The sequence below is a fragment of the Enterobacter sp. R-25 genome (assembly GCF_049913205.1).
GTDB lineage: Bacteria > Pseudomonadota > Gammaproteobacteria > Enterobacterales > Enterobacteriaceae > Enterobacter > Enterobacter ludwigii.
Genome location: NZ_CP183982.1, coordinates 1,414,496 through 1,431,015 on the forward strand (window position 1 = coordinate 1,414,496; position 16,520 = coordinate 1,431,015).

General features: G+C 55.6%; 15 protein-coding genes. 3 read left to right on the plus strand and 12 right to left on the minus strand.

Annotated features, from left to right (window positions below):
- Positions 1-8: 8 nt before the first annotated feature.
- Genes ACN9MQ_RS06725 through cecR form a run of 4 tightly spaced genes read right to left on the minus strand, consistent with a single transcriptional unit; the run spans position 9 to position 4,533 of the window.
- Complete coding sequence (locus ACN9MQ_RS06725) at positions 9-1,142, minus strand: ABC transporter permease (protein WP_020884927.1); 1,134 nt, start codon at positions 1,140-1,142, stop codon at positions 9-11.
- Positions 1,132-2,871: an ATP-binding cassette domain-containing protein gene (locus ACN9MQ_RS06730; RefSeq protein ID WP_426021301.1), complete on the minus strand. Its 1,740-nt coding sequence runs from the start codon at positions 2,869-2,871 to the stop codon at positions 1,132-1,134. Before ACN9MQ_RS06730 ends, ACN9MQ_RS06725 begins: the two co-directional genes overlap by 11 nt.
- A complete protein-coding gene (gene hlyD, locus ACN9MQ_RS06735; RefSeq protein WP_185791891.1) occupies positions 2,864-3,859 on the minus strand; it encodes a secretion protein HlyD in 996 nt (331 codons plus the stop codon). Before hlyD ends, ACN9MQ_RS06730 begins: the two co-directional genes overlap by 8 nt.
- The gene (cecR, locus tag ACN9MQ_RS06740; RefSeq protein WP_014169235.1) at positions 3,856-4,533 is read right to left on the minus strand and encodes a transcriptional regulator CecR; all 678 of its coding nucleotides are present in this window, start codon (positions 4,531-4,533) and stop codon (positions 3,856-3,858) included. The genes hlyD and cecR overlap by 4 nt, the downstream gene beginning before the upstream one ends.
- Before the next feature lie 237 nt (positions 4,534-4,770).
- Here cecR and rhlE point away from each other — a divergent pair, with 237 nt between their 5' ends.
- Together rhlE and dinG are read left to right on the plus strand one after the other, a co-directional pair.
- The gene (rhlE, locus tag ACN9MQ_RS06745; protein WP_020884924.1) at positions 4,771-6,159 is read left to right on the plus strand and encodes an ATP-dependent RNA helicase RhlE; all 1,389 of its coding nucleotides are present in this window, start codon (positions 4,771-4,773) and stop codon (positions 6,157-6,159) included.
- Between the two features lie 96 nt (positions 6,160-6,255).
- Positions 6,256-8,433 (plus strand): ATP-dependent DNA helicase DinG, encoded by a 2,178-nt coding sequence (gene dinG / locus ACN9MQ_RS06750; RefSeq protein ID WP_426021300.1) that lies wholly within the window; start codon positions 6,256-6,258, stop codon positions 8,431-8,433.
- On the opposite strand, the gene ACN9MQ_RS06755 is transcribed toward dinG, so the two are convergent.
- The 5 genes from ACN9MQ_RS06755 to ACN9MQ_RS06775 all read right to left on the minus strand — a co-directional run bounded on the left by ACN9MQ_RS06755 (position 8,420) and on the right by ACN9MQ_RS06775 (position 13,790).
- Positions 8,420-8,923, minus strand: coding sequence for a fimbrial protein (locus ACN9MQ_RS06755; RefSeq protein WP_025204629.1), 504 nt, complete (start codon positions 8,921-8,923; stop codon positions 8,420-8,422). The two genes, dinG and ACN9MQ_RS06755, sit on opposite strands and share 14 nt — an antisense overlap.
- A 5-nt stretch (positions 8,924-8,928) precedes the next feature.
- Complete coding sequence (locus ACN9MQ_RS06760; protein WP_020884921.1) at positions 8,929-9,918, minus strand: fimbrial protein; 990 nt, start codon at positions 9,916-9,918, stop codon at positions 8,929-8,931.
- Between the two features lie 22 nt (positions 9,919-9,940).
- A complete protein-coding gene (locus tag ACN9MQ_RS06765; RefSeq protein ID WP_040016980.1) occupies positions 9,941-12,484 on the minus strand; it encodes a fimbria/pilus outer membrane usher protein in 2,544 nt (847 codons plus the stop codon).
- 26 nt (positions 12,485-12,510) lie between these two features.
- The gene (locus ACN9MQ_RS06770) at positions 12,511-13,185 is read right to left on the minus strand and encodes a fimbrial biogenesis chaperone (RefSeq protein ID WP_032677726.1); all 675 of its coding nucleotides are present in this window, start codon (positions 13,183-13,185) and stop codon (positions 12,511-12,513) included.
- Between the two features lie 68 nt (positions 13,186-13,253).
- Positions 13,254-13,790: a fimbrial protein gene (locus tag ACN9MQ_RS06775; protein ID WP_014169244.1), complete on the minus strand. Its 537-nt coding sequence runs from the start codon at positions 13,788-13,790 to the stop codon at positions 13,254-13,256.
- A 256-nt stretch (positions 13,791-14,046) separates the two neighbouring features.
- Between ACN9MQ_RS06775 and ybiB the strand changes: the two genes are divergently transcribed.
- Positions 14,047-15,009 carry a DNA-binding protein YbiB gene (gene ybiB, locus ACN9MQ_RS06780; protein ID WP_073395792.1) on the plus strand — a complete coding sequence of 321 codons (963 nt, stop codon included), beginning with the start codon at positions 14,047-14,049 and terminating at the stop codon, positions 15,007-15,009.
- A gap of 115 nt (positions 15,010-15,124) precedes the next feature.
- Here the strand turns inward: ybiB and ybiJ are convergent, their stop codons facing one another.
- From ybiJ to mcbA, 3 genes are all read right to left on the minus strand, one after another.
- A complete protein-coding gene (ybiJ, locus tag ACN9MQ_RS06785; RefSeq protein WP_020884917.1) occupies positions 15,125-15,385 on the minus strand; it encodes a DUF1471 family protein YbiJ in 261 nt (86 codons plus the stop codon).
- A gap of 285 nt (positions 15,386-15,670) precedes the next feature.
- The gene (locus ACN9MQ_RS06790; protein WP_014169247.1) at positions 15,671-15,937 is read right to left on the minus strand and encodes a DksA/TraR family C4-type zinc finger protein; all 267 of its coding nucleotides are present in this window, start codon (positions 15,935-15,937) and stop codon (positions 15,671-15,673) included.
- Between the two features lie 116 nt (positions 15,938-16,053).
- Complete coding sequence (gene mcbA / locus ACN9MQ_RS06795) at positions 16,054-16,320, minus strand: DUF1471 family periplasmic protein McbA (protein WP_032677729.1); 267 nt, start codon at positions 16,318-16,320, stop codon at positions 16,054-16,056.
- Positions 16,321-16,520: the final 200 nt, after the last annotated feature.

The following is a 16,520-nucleotide window of genomic DNA, read 5'->3' on the forward strand; positions in this document are numbered from 1 at the left end:
TTCGCTCCTTAATCCAGACGCCGTTTGGTCTTTATCCACGTCAGCCCAATAAACATCGTCGCCGATGCCAGCAAAAACAGCGTGTTGATGATCAACACCACCGGAATATTCCCCGCCAGGAACAGGCTTTGCAGCGTACTCACGAAGTAGCGCGCCGGAATAATGTAGGTCACGGCACGGATCACGGCGGGCATGCTGTCTATCTGGAAAATAAACCCGGACAGCATAATCGACGGTAAAAAGGCGGCGTTCAGGGCCACCTGCGCGGCGTTGAACTGGTTACGGGTGATGGTGGAGATAAGCAGCCCCATCCCGAGGGTGCTCAGTAAAAACAGACTGGTGATAAAGAAGAGCACCACCAGCGATCCGCGGTACGGCACGCCGAGGATAAACACCGAGACCAGCATGCAGAGCAGCATCGCCAGCATGCCGAGGAAGTAGTAGGGGATAAGCTTACAGAGCAGCAGTTCAACCCGTGTGACCTCGGTAGACAGCAGCGCCTCCATGGTGCCGCGTTCCCACTCGCGGGCAATCACCAGCGAGGTCAAAATGGCGCCAATAACCGTCATGATGATGGTCACCGCACCCGGGATAATAAAATGCTGGCTAATGGCCGCAGGGTTAAACCAGTAGCGCGTCTGCACGTCGATCAGCGGTTCGAAGGTTTCCCCGCGATCTTCGGCGCGCTGCATTTGCCACAGCTGCCAGATGCCCTCCACATAGCCTTGTACAAAGTTCGCGGTGTTTGGCTCGCTGCCGTCGGTGATCACCTGCACCGGCGCACTGGCATCGGTGCGCGCCATGTTGGCGGCAAAATCCACCGGGATCACCACCAGCCCGCGTATCTTCCCGGCCTGCATCATCTGGATTAGCGCCTGCCGGTTGTCGCTGATGGTGGCGTCGATGTAAGGGGAGCCGGTCATGGTGTGGGTGAAATCAAGCGCCTCTTCGCTCTGCTGCTCCAGCAAAATCCCGACCCGCAGTTTGCTGGAGTCGAGGTTGATCCCGTAGCCAAAGATAAAGAGCAGCAGCAGGGGGATCACCACAGCGATCAGCCAGCTGCTGGGGTCACGCACGATCTGGCGCGTCTCTTTGATACACAACGCACGCACCCTGCGCCACGAAATGGCGTTATTGCGCATGGGCATTCTCCTTATCCCAGTCGTGGATGAGGGTAATAAACGCCTGTTCCATGGTCGGGTCCGGCACCTCATCATCGGCGGCCTGTTCTTTCAGGTCGTCCGGCGTACCGTGGGCAATCAGCTTGCCGCGATACACCAGCCCGATGCGGTCGCAGTATTCCGCCTCATCCATAAAGTGGGTGGTTACCATGACCGTGACCCCTTTCTCCACCATGCTGTTAATATGCAGCCAGAACTCGCGGCGGGTGAGGGGGTCAACGCCGGACGTCGGCTCATCGAGAAACAGGATATCGGGCTCATGCATTAATGAGCAGGCCAGCGCCAGCCGCTGCTTGAAGCCGAGCGGCAGTTCGTCGGTGGCATGGGAAGCAATGCCCGTCAGGCCAAAGGCCTCGCTCATGCGGTGGATTTTCTCGTTCTGCGCGCGCCCCCGCAGGCCGTACACGCCGGAGAAAAAGCGCAGGTTCTGCTCGACCGTCAGGTTGCCATACAGCGAGAATTTTTGCGCCATATAGCCCAGATGCTGACGCGCCTTGCCGGAGCTGACCTTCAGGTCCATGTCGAGCACCAGCGCTTTCCCCGAGGTAGGTACCAGCAGACCGCACATCATCTTAAAAGTGGTCGATTTCCCGGCGCCGTTTGGCCCGAGCAGGCCAAAAATCTCACCGCGTTTCACCGCGAAATTGACGTTATCGGTGGCGGCGAAATCCCCAAACTTTTTGGTGAGGGATTTGGCTTCAATCACCGTTTCACCCGGCGTACCTTCAACCGTATGCAGGATCGCGGCGAGGGGGGATTCTGATGTCCCTGCGCCGCCGAGCAGATCGATAAACGCATCTTCAAAGCGTGGCGCGGTCTCCTCCATCTCAATTTCAGGCATACCCGGTGCACGACGTATATCGTCCGCGGTCGCCTCTTTCGTGAGGATCACGCGCACCGAACGGCCCTGAATCATTCCATCGCTGACCTGAGGTAGCTTTAGCACCCGCTGCAGCAGCTGACGGTTGGAGGCCTGGGCGCTGTGCAACAGGAAGCTGCGACCAGCCATGCTCTGCGTCAGCGTGGTCGGCTCTCCCTGATAAAGCAGCTCACCTTCGTTCATCAGCAGAACGTCACGGCACTGTTCCGCTTCATCAAGGTACGAGGTGCTCCAGAGGATCAGCATCCCATCGCTGGCTAACTCATGCACCATCTGCCACAGCTCGCGGCGCGAAATCGGGTCGACGCCCACGCCGGGTTCATCGAGCAAGAGAACCTTCGGCTCGCCCACCAGCGTACAGGCCAGCCCCAGCTTTTGTTTCATCCCGCCGGAGAGCTTGCCCGCCAGCCGGTCGGTGAAGGGGCCAAGCGAGGTAAATTCCAGCAAACGGGCAAAGGTCTTCTGACGGGCTTCGCCAGTGACGCTGCGCAGGTCAGCATACAGATTGAGGTTTTCCATCACCGTCAGGTCTTCATACAGACCAAACTTCTGCGGCATATAGCCCAGCATGGCATGGAGCGCGCCATCGTCTTTAATCGGGTCGAGTCCGAGCACGCTGGCGGTTCCTTCATCGGGCTTTAACAAACCCGCCAGCATCCGCATCAGCGTCGTTTTGCCTGCGCCGTCCGGGCCAACCAGCCCGGTCACATAGCCTTTCTGAATGGTACAGTTCAGCGGGGCGACGGCAGGTTTTTCCATCCCCGCGAAGCGTTTGACCAGATTGTTGAGCTGAATAACCGCGTCATTCATGTCGTTCCCCGTCGCTGACTTTTACGGTGACAGGCATGCCCTGACGCAGCGCGTCATCGGCATCGGTCACGATGATGCGCAGGCGATAAACCAGGTCGGTACGTAGATCCGGCGTTTCAACCGTTTTGGGTGTGAATTCAGCCGTCGGTGACACAAAGCCAACTTTGCCATGATACGGTTTATCCGGCCGACCGTCGGTGTAGAGCAGCAGCTCGCGGCCCGGCTGCATCTGGCCGAGATTAGGCTCATCAATGTAGGCGCGCACCCATACCGGACGCGTCAGCGAAAGCGTCAGGACGGTGCTTCCCGCGCTTAACATACTGCCCGGCTCCACGGCGCGGGTCATCAGCGTGCCGTCAGACGGGGCAATGAGCGTGGTGTCGTGCAGATCCAGTTCCGCCTGCGCCAGCTGCGCCTGCGCCTGTTCCAGGCTGGCTTTTGCCTGCGCGATGTCCTGCGGGCGATTACCGGTGTGGTACTGGTTTAATTTATCCTGGGCGGATTTCAGCGTCGCCTGGGCCTGGTCGCGGGAGGAGCGGGCGTTTTCCAGGTCGTTGGCAGAAATGGTGCGGCTTTTCCACAGGCCCTGCTGACGAGCATAGAAGTTTTGCGCGTAGTCATAGGCGGCCTGCGCCTGTTTGACCGCGGCGGCGGCCTGAGCAATCTCTTCGTCACGGTAGCCGGCCAGCATCAGGTCATATTGCGCCTGCGCCACGGAAACGCCTGCTTTCGCCTGCATCAGCGCGTTCTCGTACGGGGCCTTGTCGAGCATCCCCAGCATCTGACCGGTTTTGATGGTATCGCCTTCATCAACGGTGAGGGAGGCCAGGCGCCCCCCGACGCGGAAACTCATATTCACGGTGCGAATATCGACGTTACCGTACAGCGTCAGGCCTCTGTCCTGGTGACTTTGATACCACAGCCAGCCGCCGATACCTGCGGCAAGCAGAACAACGACCACCAGAATGATGGCGACAGGTTTTTTCATGACTTCAGGCTCCTTTGCGTTAAGCCTTGCAGGATCAGATCGAGATGACAGGTGATGACCTGGCTAATCTGCGCGGCTTTATCCTCATCAAATTGTGTCCAGCCGGTGCGTAACAGGATCGTTTCGCGCCCAAGACGGAAGGCGAGAATTTCACCCAGCAGGGCGTGGGTATGCAAAATAGTCTCGGTATCGTCGGCGTCTCGTCCGGTATAGGCCGCGATCAGCCGGGTCAGGTGCGTATGCATCGGGGCAATCACCTGATCGTGCACTCGCTGGTAAGCCGCCGTAGGGGAGAGCTGCTCACGGGAGATGAACTTACTCAGGCTCAGCGTCTCGTCGTGGGTCAGCAGGCGAATCATATTGTCGCAGGCGCTGATAATCAGCTGCCTGATGGCGGCGCGATCCGGCGACGGCTGGCTCAATAGCCCGCTGGCCTCTTCAACGTGTGGCCGAAAATGGTTACCGATAAAGTCGGCGATCCACTGGGCACAGGCGAGGTACAAATCCTCTTTTGAGCCAAAATAGTAGGTAATGGCCGCAATGTTTTGCCCGGCCTGCGCCGCGATGTCCCGCGTGGTGGCATGCAGACCATATTCGCCAAACTGCGCCAGCGCGGCGGCAATAAGCTGGTTTTTGGCCTGTTCACCTTTCGATGTCGTTGGGGTCGTATTCATGGCGGTTTTAAAAATTAATCAATCGATTGATTAACATTATGCCCGGTTGCCCTTTTTGTCCAGTGACCACACGGCGGGAAATCTTTCGTCAACGCAGCGCCGCGGGATATTTTATGCGCCACGTCACAAAACCTGCTACACTCCGCTGCTTCACGACATTGTGGTTTTTGTCCTTCCCTATTCGTTATATCTCCCTGAAAACTACACCTGTGATGGTCGGGGCGGTTCGGAGTTTTTATGTCTTTTGATTCCCTTGGCCTGAACCCTGAAATTTTGCGCGCTATCGCAGAGCAGGGCTACGTCGAGCCAACCCCAATCCAGCAGCAGGCTATTCCGGCCGTTCTGCAGGGCCGCGACCTGATGGCCAGCGCCCAGACCGGTACCGGTAAGACTGCGGGTTTTACCCTGCCGCTGTTAGAGCTGCTGGTAAAAAATCAGCCGCACGCCAAAGGACGTCGTCCGGTGCGTGCCCTGATCCTCACCCCAACGCGTGAGCTGGCGGCCCAGATTGGTGAGAACGTGCGTGAGTACAGCCGCTATCTCAACATTCGCTCGCTGGTGGTTTTCGGTGGAGTAAGCATTAACCCGCAGATGATGAAGCTGCGTGGTGGCGTGGACGTGCTGGTGGCAACGCCGGGTCGTCTGTTGGATCTTGAGCACCAGAATGCCCTGAAGCTTGATAGCATCGAAATCCTGGTGCTGGACGAAGCTGACCGCATGCTGGATATGGGCTTTATCCACGACATTCGTCGCGTGCTGGCTAAGCTGCCACCGCGTCGTCAGAACCTGCTGTTCTCTGCCACCTTCTCTGATGAGATCAAGGCGCTGGCGGAAAAACTGCTGCATAACCCGCTGGAAGTGGAAGTGGCGCGCCGCAACACCGCCTCTGAGCAAATTACCCAGCACGTGCACTTCGTTGATAAAAAGCGTAAGCGGGAACTGCTCTCCCATATGATTGGTCAGGGCAACTGGCAGCAGGTGCTGGTCTTTACCCGTACCAAGCACGGCGCTAACCATCTGGCGGAACAACTGAATAAAGACGGTATCCGCAGCGCGGCGATCCACGGTAACAAAAGCCAGGGGGCACGTACCCGCGCGCTGGCTGAATTTAAATCCGGTGACATTCGCGTCCTGGTTGCCACCGACATTGCTGCCCGTGGTCTGGATATTGAAGAGCTGCCGCACGTCGTCAACTACGAGCTGCCAAACGTACCGGAAGACTATGTTCACCGTATCGGTCGTACCGGTCGTGCGGCGGCAACCGGTGAAGCGCTTTCGCTGGTGTGTGTGGATGAACACAAACTGCTGCGTGATATCGAACGTCTGCTGAGAAAAGAGATCCCGCGTATCGAAACCCCGGGCTATGACGTGGACCCGTCCATCAAGGCGGAGCCTATTCAGAATGGCCGTCAGGGCGGCGGCGGTGGTCGTGGTCAGGGTGGCGGGGGGCGCAGTCAGCAGCCGCGTCGTTCTGAAGGCGGTGCACCGAAAGCCGCGGGCAAACCTCCGCGTCGTAATACAGAGGCTAAGCCAGGCGGTGAAAGCCCATGGCGTAGCGGCGAGGGGAAACCGGCAGGGGAAGGGCAGCGCCGACGCCGCCCGCGTAAACCTGCTAACCCGCAGTAATCTGGAAGCCCGGTCGTAAAGCCGGGCTTTTCTTTTGCGGCAGCGGAAAGAAAGTGCCACAATAGTGGCTGTTTATACAGTATTTCAGGTCCTCCGATGGCTTTAACCGCGGCGCTCAAAGCGCAAATTGGCGCCTGGTATAAGGCGCTACAACAGCAGATCCCCGATTTTATCCCCCGAGCGCCTCAGCGGCAGATGATTGCTGATGTGGCAAAAACGCTCTCCGGGGACGACGGACGACATCTGGCGATTGAAGCCCCGACGGGTGTCGGGAAAACCCTTTCGTATTTAATCCCGGGCATTGCCATCGCGCGGGAAGAGCAAAAAACGCTGGTGGTCAGCACCGCTAACGTGGCCCTGCAGGATCAAATCTTCAGCAAAGACCTGCCGCTGCTGCGCAAAATCATCCCTGAACTGCGATTTACAGCCGCCTTTGGCCGCGGGCGTTATGTGTGTCCGCGCAATCTCGCGGCTCTCGCCAGCAGTGAGCCCTCTCAGCAGGATCTGCTGGCCTTCCTGGATGATGAGCTGACGCCGAACAACAAAGCGGAACAGGAGCAGTGCGCGAAGCTAAAAACCGAGCTCGACAGCTACAAGTGGGACGGCCTTCGCGATCACACCAGCCATGCCATCAGCGATGATTTGTGGCGCAGGCTCAGCACCGATAAAGCCAGTTGCCTTAACCGCAACTGCCACTACTACCGCGAGTGCCCGTTCTTTGTCGCACGGCGGGAGATTCAGGAAGCGGAGGTGGTTGTCGCTAACCACGCGCTGGTCATGGCCGCGCTGGAGAGTGAGGCCGTCCTGCCGGAGCCCAAAAACCTGCTGCTGGTGCTCGATGAAGGCCACCATTTGCCGGATGTGGCGCGGGATGCGCTGGAGATGAGCGCCGAAATCACCGCGCCGTGGTTCCGCCTGCAGCTGGATCTGTTCTGCAAGCTGGTGGCGACCTGTATGGAGCAGTTCCGCCCGAAAACCACGCCGCCGCTGGCGGTGCCCGAGCGGCTGAGCGAACATTGCGAAGCGGTCTACAGCCTTATTGCTTCCCTGAATAACATTCTCAATCTTTATCTCCCTGCGACCCAGGAAGCAGAGCACCGCTTTGCGATGGGAGAGCTACCCGACGAGGTGATGGAGATCTGCCAGCAGCTGGCGAAGTACCTTGAAAAGCTGCGCGGGCTGGCGGAGATGTTCTTAAACGATCTCAGTGAGAAAACCGGTAGCCACGACGTGGTACGTTTGCACCGCATTCTGCTGCAGATGAACCGTGCGTTGGGCATGTTCGAAGCCCAGAGCAAGCTCTGGCGTCTGGCCTCGATGGCGCAGGCGTCCGGTGCGCCGGTCACCAAATGGGCAACCCGTGACGTGAAAGACGGACAGTCGCACCTGTTTTTCCACTGCGTGGGGATTCGTGTTGCCGATCAGCTGGAAAAGCTTATCTGGCGCAGCGTGCCGCACGTGGTAGTGACTTCCGCGACGTTGCGTTCCCTGAACAGTTTCTCCCGTTTACAGGAGATGAGCGGGCTGAAAGAGAAAGCTGGCGATCGTTTTGTGGCGCTGGATTCGCCGTTTAACCACTGTGAACAGGGCAAGCTGGTCATTCCGCGCATGAAGTATGAGCCGCTTATCGACAACGAAGAACAGCACATTGCCGAAATGGCAGCGTATTTCCGCGAGCAGCTGGAGAGTGAAAAATATCCCGGCATGCTGGTCCTGTTTGCCAGTGGAAGGGCGATGCAGCGTTTTCTGGAGCACGTTACCGACCTGCGATTGCTGTTGCTGGTGCAGGGCGATCAGCCCCGCTACCGGCTGGTAGAGCTGCACCGCAAACGCATTGATAACGGGGAACGTAGCGTGCTGATCGGGCTGCAGTCATTCGCGGAGGGGCTGGATCTGAAGGGGGATTACCTGACGCAGGTGCATATCCATAAAATCGCCTTCCCGCCCATCGACAGCCCGGTCGTCATCACCGAAGGTGAATGGCTCAAAAGCCTCAATCGCTATCCGTTCGAGGTCCAAAGCTTACCCGCGGCATCGTTTAATCTGATTCAGCAGGTGGGGCGTCTCATCCGTAGCCACAGCTGCTGGGGAGAGGTGGTGATTTATGACAAACGTCTGCTCACCAAAAATTACGGCCAGCGGTTACTCAACGCTCTGCCTGTTTTTCCGATTGAACAGCCGGACGTGCCCGATGTTAAAAAACGTCCGGCAAAACCTGCCGCCGGACGGCGTAAAAGCATCCGTACGAAGGGGCGCGGGCCTACTGGTAAGTAAAGGTCACCTGGACCACGCTGTTAAACGTTCCGGCGGTGACGGGCAATGCGCTGGCATAATAGCGGGCAGCCAGAGGAAACGTTGCCGTGTGGTCCGCTGAGTTAACCGGAACGTTAAAGGCTGCCTGCGGGGCAATGAGTATATTGTCCTGGCGGTCTGCCAGTTCCAGTGCTAACCCTTTCGCACTGCCGATATTGGCGAATTTTGTCGGGTGCGTACTGTCGGCCTGACCATAGAAAAAGGCGGTCGCCAGCGCAAGTGTGGGAGGGCAATGCGAGACCGAGAGCGTAAAGTCTTTCCACGCGCCGGTATCGCCCACATTTTTAAAATCCCCTGATACCGCCTGGCCTAAATCCACCGTCAGGTTGCGGCTGGCGCTGTCAATAATGCAGGTGTTGGCGTAAATATTGCCTGTCATCTGGATCTGAATATCGTCCGCCTGTGCCCGGGCAATCAAGCCGAGAATCAGGATCGCAAGTGTCTTTTTCATGTTGGTCACTTATAAGCCAGAGTGATCGTCGCCACGGTATTGGCCGGCCCCGGTGTCACCACGTTGCTGACCTGTTCGTAGCGAACCTCGAACGGTATTCGCAGGGTTTCGTTGGCGATGGCCTGGCTTCGGGTACTGACATAGGTGTCAAAGGTGGCGAGATGGTCATCAAAGAGCATTCTCACGCCCACGCCGGTTGCCATGCCGTTCTGCTGAGTCAATTTGATCACCCCTTCGAATGCCGTTTCGTAGCCGTTTGCGCTGGTCACCTTTAGCTCAGGCTGGACGGTGCTGTCGCAATTAATCGTGACGTCAAAGTTTTGTGCAGGGCTGGATAGCAACCCGATACTGATAAAATCACTGACGGGAAAATCGCCCAGGTTCACGGTGAGATTTTTGGGCAGGACAGAGCAGGTAACCGTTTCGAGGTTCACATTGCCCGCATAGGAAATCGTATTGGGATCGCTGATGCCTTCATGCTGATAAACCCCGACGCCAAATTTAGACTCCGCCTGAGAAAGCGAACCTGATTTGACCGTATTGCTCGTTTTCACCAGTTCCAGCGTGACATTAAAGTTAAAGGACTCAGAAATGTCGTTGGAGACATAGCCCAGCGGCGTGCCGCTTGAATTACAGTAAATTCCCCCGGCACCGGTAATTCGCTGGCCTTTGTCATTCATCAGCGCTACGCCAATTCCTTCCAGCCCTGATTCATACACCCCAGAAAGACCGGGGATCTCCAGACCTGCGCCGTAATAGCACGCAACAATCGGAAGCCCGAAGTCAGAAGGGTTATAGCAGTTGCCCGCCACGTGAACGGTCTGCTCGGTGCCCGGAATGGTGGCACCTACCGGCAACGTGCTTGAGACGGATACGGAGGCCACATTAATCTGTTTTGGCAGATCGGAGGAGGTACAGAGCGCGTTAGCATGTGGCATAAATAACGCGGCGGTTCCCAGAACCAGGAAGAAAAAGCACTGTTTAATCATTTGCATAATGGTTTGCCTGAACGGTGAATCAGTGGCACTGCGCAGCAGCGTTAAGGATGTTGGTTTTCTCTGTCTCATCCGTAAGGACGTAGTCGGCCTCGCAGTGCTCGCTCGCATCCTGTCCCCAGGTGACGGTGAGATGCCCTTGCTTTGGCAGGCCGGAGAGATAGGTCTGGCCGTCATTGCCGACAATAAATTCGCTGTCCTTATCCTCCGTTGTTACCGTCGCACCGAAGGGCAGCGGTTTACCGTTGTGCGTCAGCGTCATCAGGACCCGGCTGCCCACGCGGGTATTAAAGCTGGCGCGCACCACGGCCCCGCGTGTCGGGGTCACAACGTACGCTGCGTGCGTCACGTCGGCCTCGTCGGGCAGGGTTTCGGTATCCAGCGCAATGGTATTGTGGCGATAAGGGGTAACAAACGGCACGACGGTATAGCCGCGGAAGTCGGTCTCAACGCCCGTCTGATTGGCGATATGCGTACCGTGTGTTCCCGGTGCTTTCACCAGCGCAATGGTCTCTCCGAGCGGCTGGCTCAGGGTTATCCCGTTGGCGTGCACGATCGCGCCACCCTGCAGCCCGACGTTTACGGTTTGCTGGTATTTATCCTGGCTTACCCCGCCGCTCACTTCGCCATAGGTCGCTTTATAATCGGCGTTCATGCTGGTGGAGTTTCCGCTACCGGTGCTGCTCAGCCCCTCCTGAATATTCCAGTTCAGGTTGTCTCCCTTCAGCGCGGTACCGTTAAGGCCGATGTTCTGTGTCGTGCCGTCTTTGGTGTTGTTGAGGTTGTAGGTGGCCCAGGTGTTATGCATCCAGCGATCCAGTGGAACGGAGACGTTTAACGAGAACTGGTTGTCGTTCATCACATCCTCACCGTTCGCATCGCTGTCCTGGGTGTTTTTGTTCATGCTGTAGCTCAGGCTGTAGCTGACGCCGTGCCAGCTGTTGTTGTAGCTGACGCTCATGGAGGTCATATCCTGGCTCTGGCTCCAGTAGGTCTCTTTGACCAGGCTCAGGGTGACAGAGCCCCAGCCCGCGGGCAGCGTCTGGTCGACGGTGGCTTCCGTTCGGGCACGTCGCTGCTGCGGCGCAGACCCGTCATCTGAACGGGTGTAAGACTCCATCGTGTCTTCCAGGGTGTAAAACCCTTTGCTGTTGTAGCGATAGCCCGCCAGGGAGAAGTGAGTGCCCGAGGCGACAAAATCTTTGCTGTAGCGAACGCGCCAGGATCGGCCTTTGCTGGTCTGCTGTTTTTTCAGCAGCGCTTTGGCGCGGGTGACATCAAGGGAGAAAGCACCCAAATCGCCCAGGTTTTTCCCGACGCCCAGCGCCCGGGACTGATAATGGCGACTCTGCTGCGCACCACCGTAGGCGGTGAAACCCAATGGCATGCCGTAGATGGCGCTGCCCTCGGCAAACGGGGTTTGTTCGACGTCCTTGTCGTAAGACCGGTAACGCCCGGCGGTCACGCTGTAGCGGAGATTCTTTTCACGCTGCAGTACCGGGACCGAGGCGTAGGGCACGACAAAGTGACTTTCGCTGCCGTCGGTCTCTTTCACGGTGACCTGCAGATCGCCGCTGCTGCCGGTGGGATAGAGATCGTTAATTTCAAACGCACCGGGTGCAACCGTGTTCTGATAAATGACGTAACCGTTCTGACGAACCATCACCAGCGCATTGCTGTGGGCAGTGCCGCGAATAATCGGCGCATAGCCTTTTTCACTGTCCGGGAGCATGTCGGTATCGGATTTCAGCTCAACCCCGGTATAGGGCACGCTGTCGAAAACGTCCGACGGGGAGGTGCTTTGCCCGACGGTCATATCGCTTTTCATCGCCACGATATCGCGTTGAGCATAGGTGTAGACGGAGGAGAACCTGTGCTCTTCCTCGCTGCCCGTTGTGCTGCGAGTCCACGTGGAATAATTGCGTATGCGCCAGGCCCCCACATTGAGGCCCGGGCGCAGGTTAACGTACTGGCTGCTGTTATCCTGCTCTCCCTGCACACGGGCATGGCTCTGGCTGGCGGTGGCGCTGTAGTTCAGCAGACCTGCGGTGATCCCTTCGTCGAACGTTTTCGGGTCGATATACCCGCGTGGGACCTGGCCCAGTGCCGTTTGTGGAATACTGAGCAACAGTTGCTGATGACGAACCTGAAACGTTGCGGATGCCGCGGGAATGGCGTTTATATCGGCGCACTGGCCTTTAGCCATCAGCGCGGGATACTGCCGGGTTTTGATCCCAAGGTTTTTTAGCTCATCCAGGCTAAAGCAGGGTTGAAGAGAATGATTGCCCTGAGCGTCTTTTATTAATTTGAACGTGACATCACGGGTATCAATTTTATTATTGTTGATGAAAATGTTGACCTGATATTTCCCGGGGGCTTGTCCCGGTCCTTTTTCATAAACAGACAGGTCGGTTTTCCCCTGTTGAGGATTATCAATATCCAGTAATGCCGGGTTGAAATAATCATCAGCCATAACCTGCTGCGCAAAGATCGCCAGTGCCAGGCCACATAAAATGACCAGCATTGAAGAAAGGCGATGGATGAACGGCTTTTTATGGCTGTACATGATGATATTAATAGCCTGAGTGGGTGTTAATGAACGGATGCCGACCAGGTCTGACTGATGCTGCCGTAATCAGTAATAATGGAGTAGGTGACGGTCGACCCGCTGGCATTATCGGGTAAGGCAAAGTGCGTTTCCGTTTTGGGGACTGCCCAGGTGGCTTTATCCACTTTATGGCCGTTAAGCATCACCGTCTGGAAATTCATATAGAAAGGCGTCGGGTTATTCACAACCAGGTCGTGACCTTCACGATGCCACTGAAGCTTGTCCGCCACAGCCTCGGGTTTGCCAGTTATTGCTGACGGGCGATACAACAATTTAATGCGTGTATTAATGGCAATCTGCAGGGTATTTACCCCTTCGACGTGCTTTGACGAGGGAATAGCTTTGATATTAAGCCAGTAGAGAGATTCACGATCCTCGGGCAAATTCCCGCCGGTGCGCACGACACGCAGGACGTTATCCTCTTTTGCATCGAGACGAAACAGCGGTGGGGTGATCAGGAAGGGGGCTTTAGCCGGGTTTTTACCGCCAGAATCAACCCAAGACTGTACCAGATAATCCGTGGCATCTGGGTTTGAAAGACCCAGAGACGACTCCTTTTTATCGCCCTGATAGACCAGGCGTGTGCCATTAATAACGACACCGGCATGGGAAGTGGCGGCTACCAGTAAAAGAGCACTCAGTAAATAACCGTGGCGCATAAAGGTATCTCAATAAAAGAAGAGATATTAACTCTCAGAGCAAAGCTAATATCTCAGGATGGATAATATCAGTTATAAATAACGGTGAAGGTCGACACGGCGTTTGCCAGGCCTGCGGTGATTGCGGCCTGGGTCTGAATATAACGGGCTCCAAACTCCAGGTTATTGACCGCCGTACCGGAGGCTAACGGATATTGCTGAGAGGGCGTATACAGACTCACCGGTTGCTCAGACGCGTCCACCAGCTGAATAGCGACACCTGTTGCAGCGTCTACATCCGGCGTTAATGCAAGCGTAGTGTTGTTATCCGGATCCGGCGTGCCGCCGAAGTTAATGGCGGCGGAAGTCACGGTCTCCGGACAATTCTTTAATTGAATATCAAACTTCGTTAATGTGCTGGTAGATCCAGCCCCGGTAAATACCGTTTTAGACACTTTGCCTAACTGAACATTTAATGGATTACTTAACCCGTTCACTACCTGACAAGCAGAATCAATAATTTCACCGGTGAAGTTAATCTGACCTTCACCGTTTGTTGCCGCAAATGCGGATGCAGAACATCCTGCCGTTGCGGCGATAAATAAACCTATAGCAACCTTGTTCATAACAAATCCTGGTATGTTTCTGGTGAGAACGTTGCCTGGACGTTTTCACCGTTGACCTTAAATGATTTTCCGTTGGTTATTTAATCAGAAACGGGTGGGGTAAGAATCTTCAACGGCAATCACAAATAATTGAAATAGTGCTTGAGTTTCTTTTTTCGTCATAAAAACAGAAGGATGATCCGGTTCAAAAACACTAACGGCCAGACGTTCTTCAGGGCTATATTGTTAACAAGATGAAGCTGTCAGGAGAGATGTCGTGGATTATCGCAAAATTATCAAAGAGGTAGGACGAGGGAAAAATCATGCCCGCGATCTGGACCATGAAACCGCTCGTGCGCTCTATACGCATATGCTCAACGGTGACGTACCCGACCTTGAAATGGGCGGTATCCTGATAGCGCTGCGTATCAAAGGAGAAGGCGAAGCGGAGATGCGTGGCTTCTACGAAGCAATGCAGGCGCAGACCCTGCGCTTAAACGCGCCAGTGGCAAAACCGATGCCGATTGTGATCCCGAGCTATAACGGGGCACGCAAGCAGGCCAACCTGACGCCGCTGCTCGCTATTTTATTGCACAAGCTGGGCTTCCCGGTGGTGGTGCATGGTGTAAGCGAAGATCCAACCCGCGTGCTGACCGAAACGATTTTCGGCATGCTGGGTATCGAACCCACACGGCATGCCGGCCAGGCACAGGCGAAGCTTGATGGCCATCAGCCGGTTTATATCCCTGTCGGAGCCCTTTGCCCCCCGCTGGAGAAGCAGCTGGATATGCGCTGGCGCATGGGCGTGCGTAACAGCGCGCATACGCTGGCGAAACTGGCTACGCCGTTTGGCGAAGACGCGGCTCTGCGTCTTTCCAGCGTCTCTCACCCGGAGTACGTGACGCGCGTGGGGAAATTCTTTGAAGACATAGGCGGCAGGGCCTTGTTGATGCACGGCACGGAAGGCGAGGTGTATGCTAACCCGCAGCGCTGCCCACAGATGATGCTGATTGATTCCGCTGGCACGCGCGCCATTCTCGAGCGAGGGGAAGAGCGTTCCGACGCGATCCTGCCTGACGCAAAAGATCCGCATACCACCGCCCACTGGATTGAGCAGTGCCTGGCCGGAAAGGTTCCGGTACCGCACGCGATCAAGTTGCAGATGGCCTGTTGCCTGCTGGCGACCGGTGAAGTTGAATCCGTAGAGGCAGGGATGGAACGCGTCGGGGAGATGTTTTAAGCCCAAAAAAAAGCCCGTCCAGTGGCGGACGGGCAAGCAAGGGTAACAACAACAGGGTCAATGAGGGTTGGAGCAGCTCACCAGAGGGTATGGCGAGGGTGGAGCATTCAGTCAATTACTTATAGATAACCGCAGTACCGCTCAGTTTGTTATTGGTGTTCGCGGAGGTGATGGTGTATCCGCTTGCACCGGCAGCAGCAGCTTTCTCAGCCAGTTTCGCTTCCAGACCGTCCAGAGTGGTCGCGCCTTCAGCACTTACCACACCGAGTTTGTTCATGCTCTGCGCCTGAGATGGAGACACAGGTTCTGCAGCAAAAGCGCCGAAAGACAGAGCGGACAGGGCAACAGCAGCAACAGCATATTTGATGGTTTTCATAATTAATCTCTCGCAGGTGATTCTGTTAAGGGGACGATGTTCCGTCGATGTGATAAGTATCACGTTTTTTTATGCGAGAGAAAATCGAAGAGAATTGACGTGGTTGCTCAAAAAAATTGAATGACAAATAACTTATTGAATATTAATAAATTCAGAGGACGACTTTACACTTCTTGTAGCTGCGCTTTACAGAAGCGACGAGAAGGGCACATTTTGCCACGCGGTTCACAAAAAACCGTGAGCGTAAAGGTAACCGCTTGCGCCGTTAACTTCGGTAAAGGAAAGTCAACGTAGCTGGCTGTCTTTCGATCCTCTGCGATTATATCCTGAGTGCGCGCTATTTTTCGAATCTTTCTCCTGCTGGCAGGCGATGCATAACCGCACGCCCGGTATGGCTTTGCGCCGCGCTTCCGGGATCACTTCTCCACACTCTTCACATTCATAGAGACTTTCACCGCGCGGAATTTCACCGCGAGCGCGCGCAACCGCATCTTCAATTGTACTGTTGATTTGTTCGTTAACGGCGTCATCATTCGCCCAACCGGAAGCCATGGTTTACTCCTGGGATCTGTTAAGCCCTGTTTTTACTATGGGGTGAAAAAACGTGCAGTCAAGGCAGAAGGAACTGCATCTGTCAGGCAGATGCAGTTTGTTTATAGAAAGAGACGTTATTTATAAATGGTCGCCGTGCCATACATATGGTTATCCCCGCCCGCGGCGTTAACCACGAAACCTTTAGCCCCTTCCTGGCGGGCTTTTTCGGCGAGTTTATTCTGGAGATCGTCAAGGTTACTTGCGCGGCTTACCGAGACGGTGCCCGCAGGCTTGAGCTGGCTGGTATCTGTATTGTCGGTCAATGACTGTACCGCCATGGCAGAGAATGACGCGGTAGCCAGTGCACCCGCGAGAACAACAAGGGTCAGGTATTTTTTCATAATCACATCCTCATGAGGAAACAACAGGTGATTCCCTTTAAGTTTAGAAGCCTGGCGAGTGTGATTTAGCGCAAAAATTTGATGATGATCTGCTTATTTTTTGAACGATAAAAACTGACGTTTTACTGACAGATCATAGACATAAAGGTGTTTGATTTATGACGGGTTTTTGAGCGTCGCAGAGAAATATTTACCGTTGA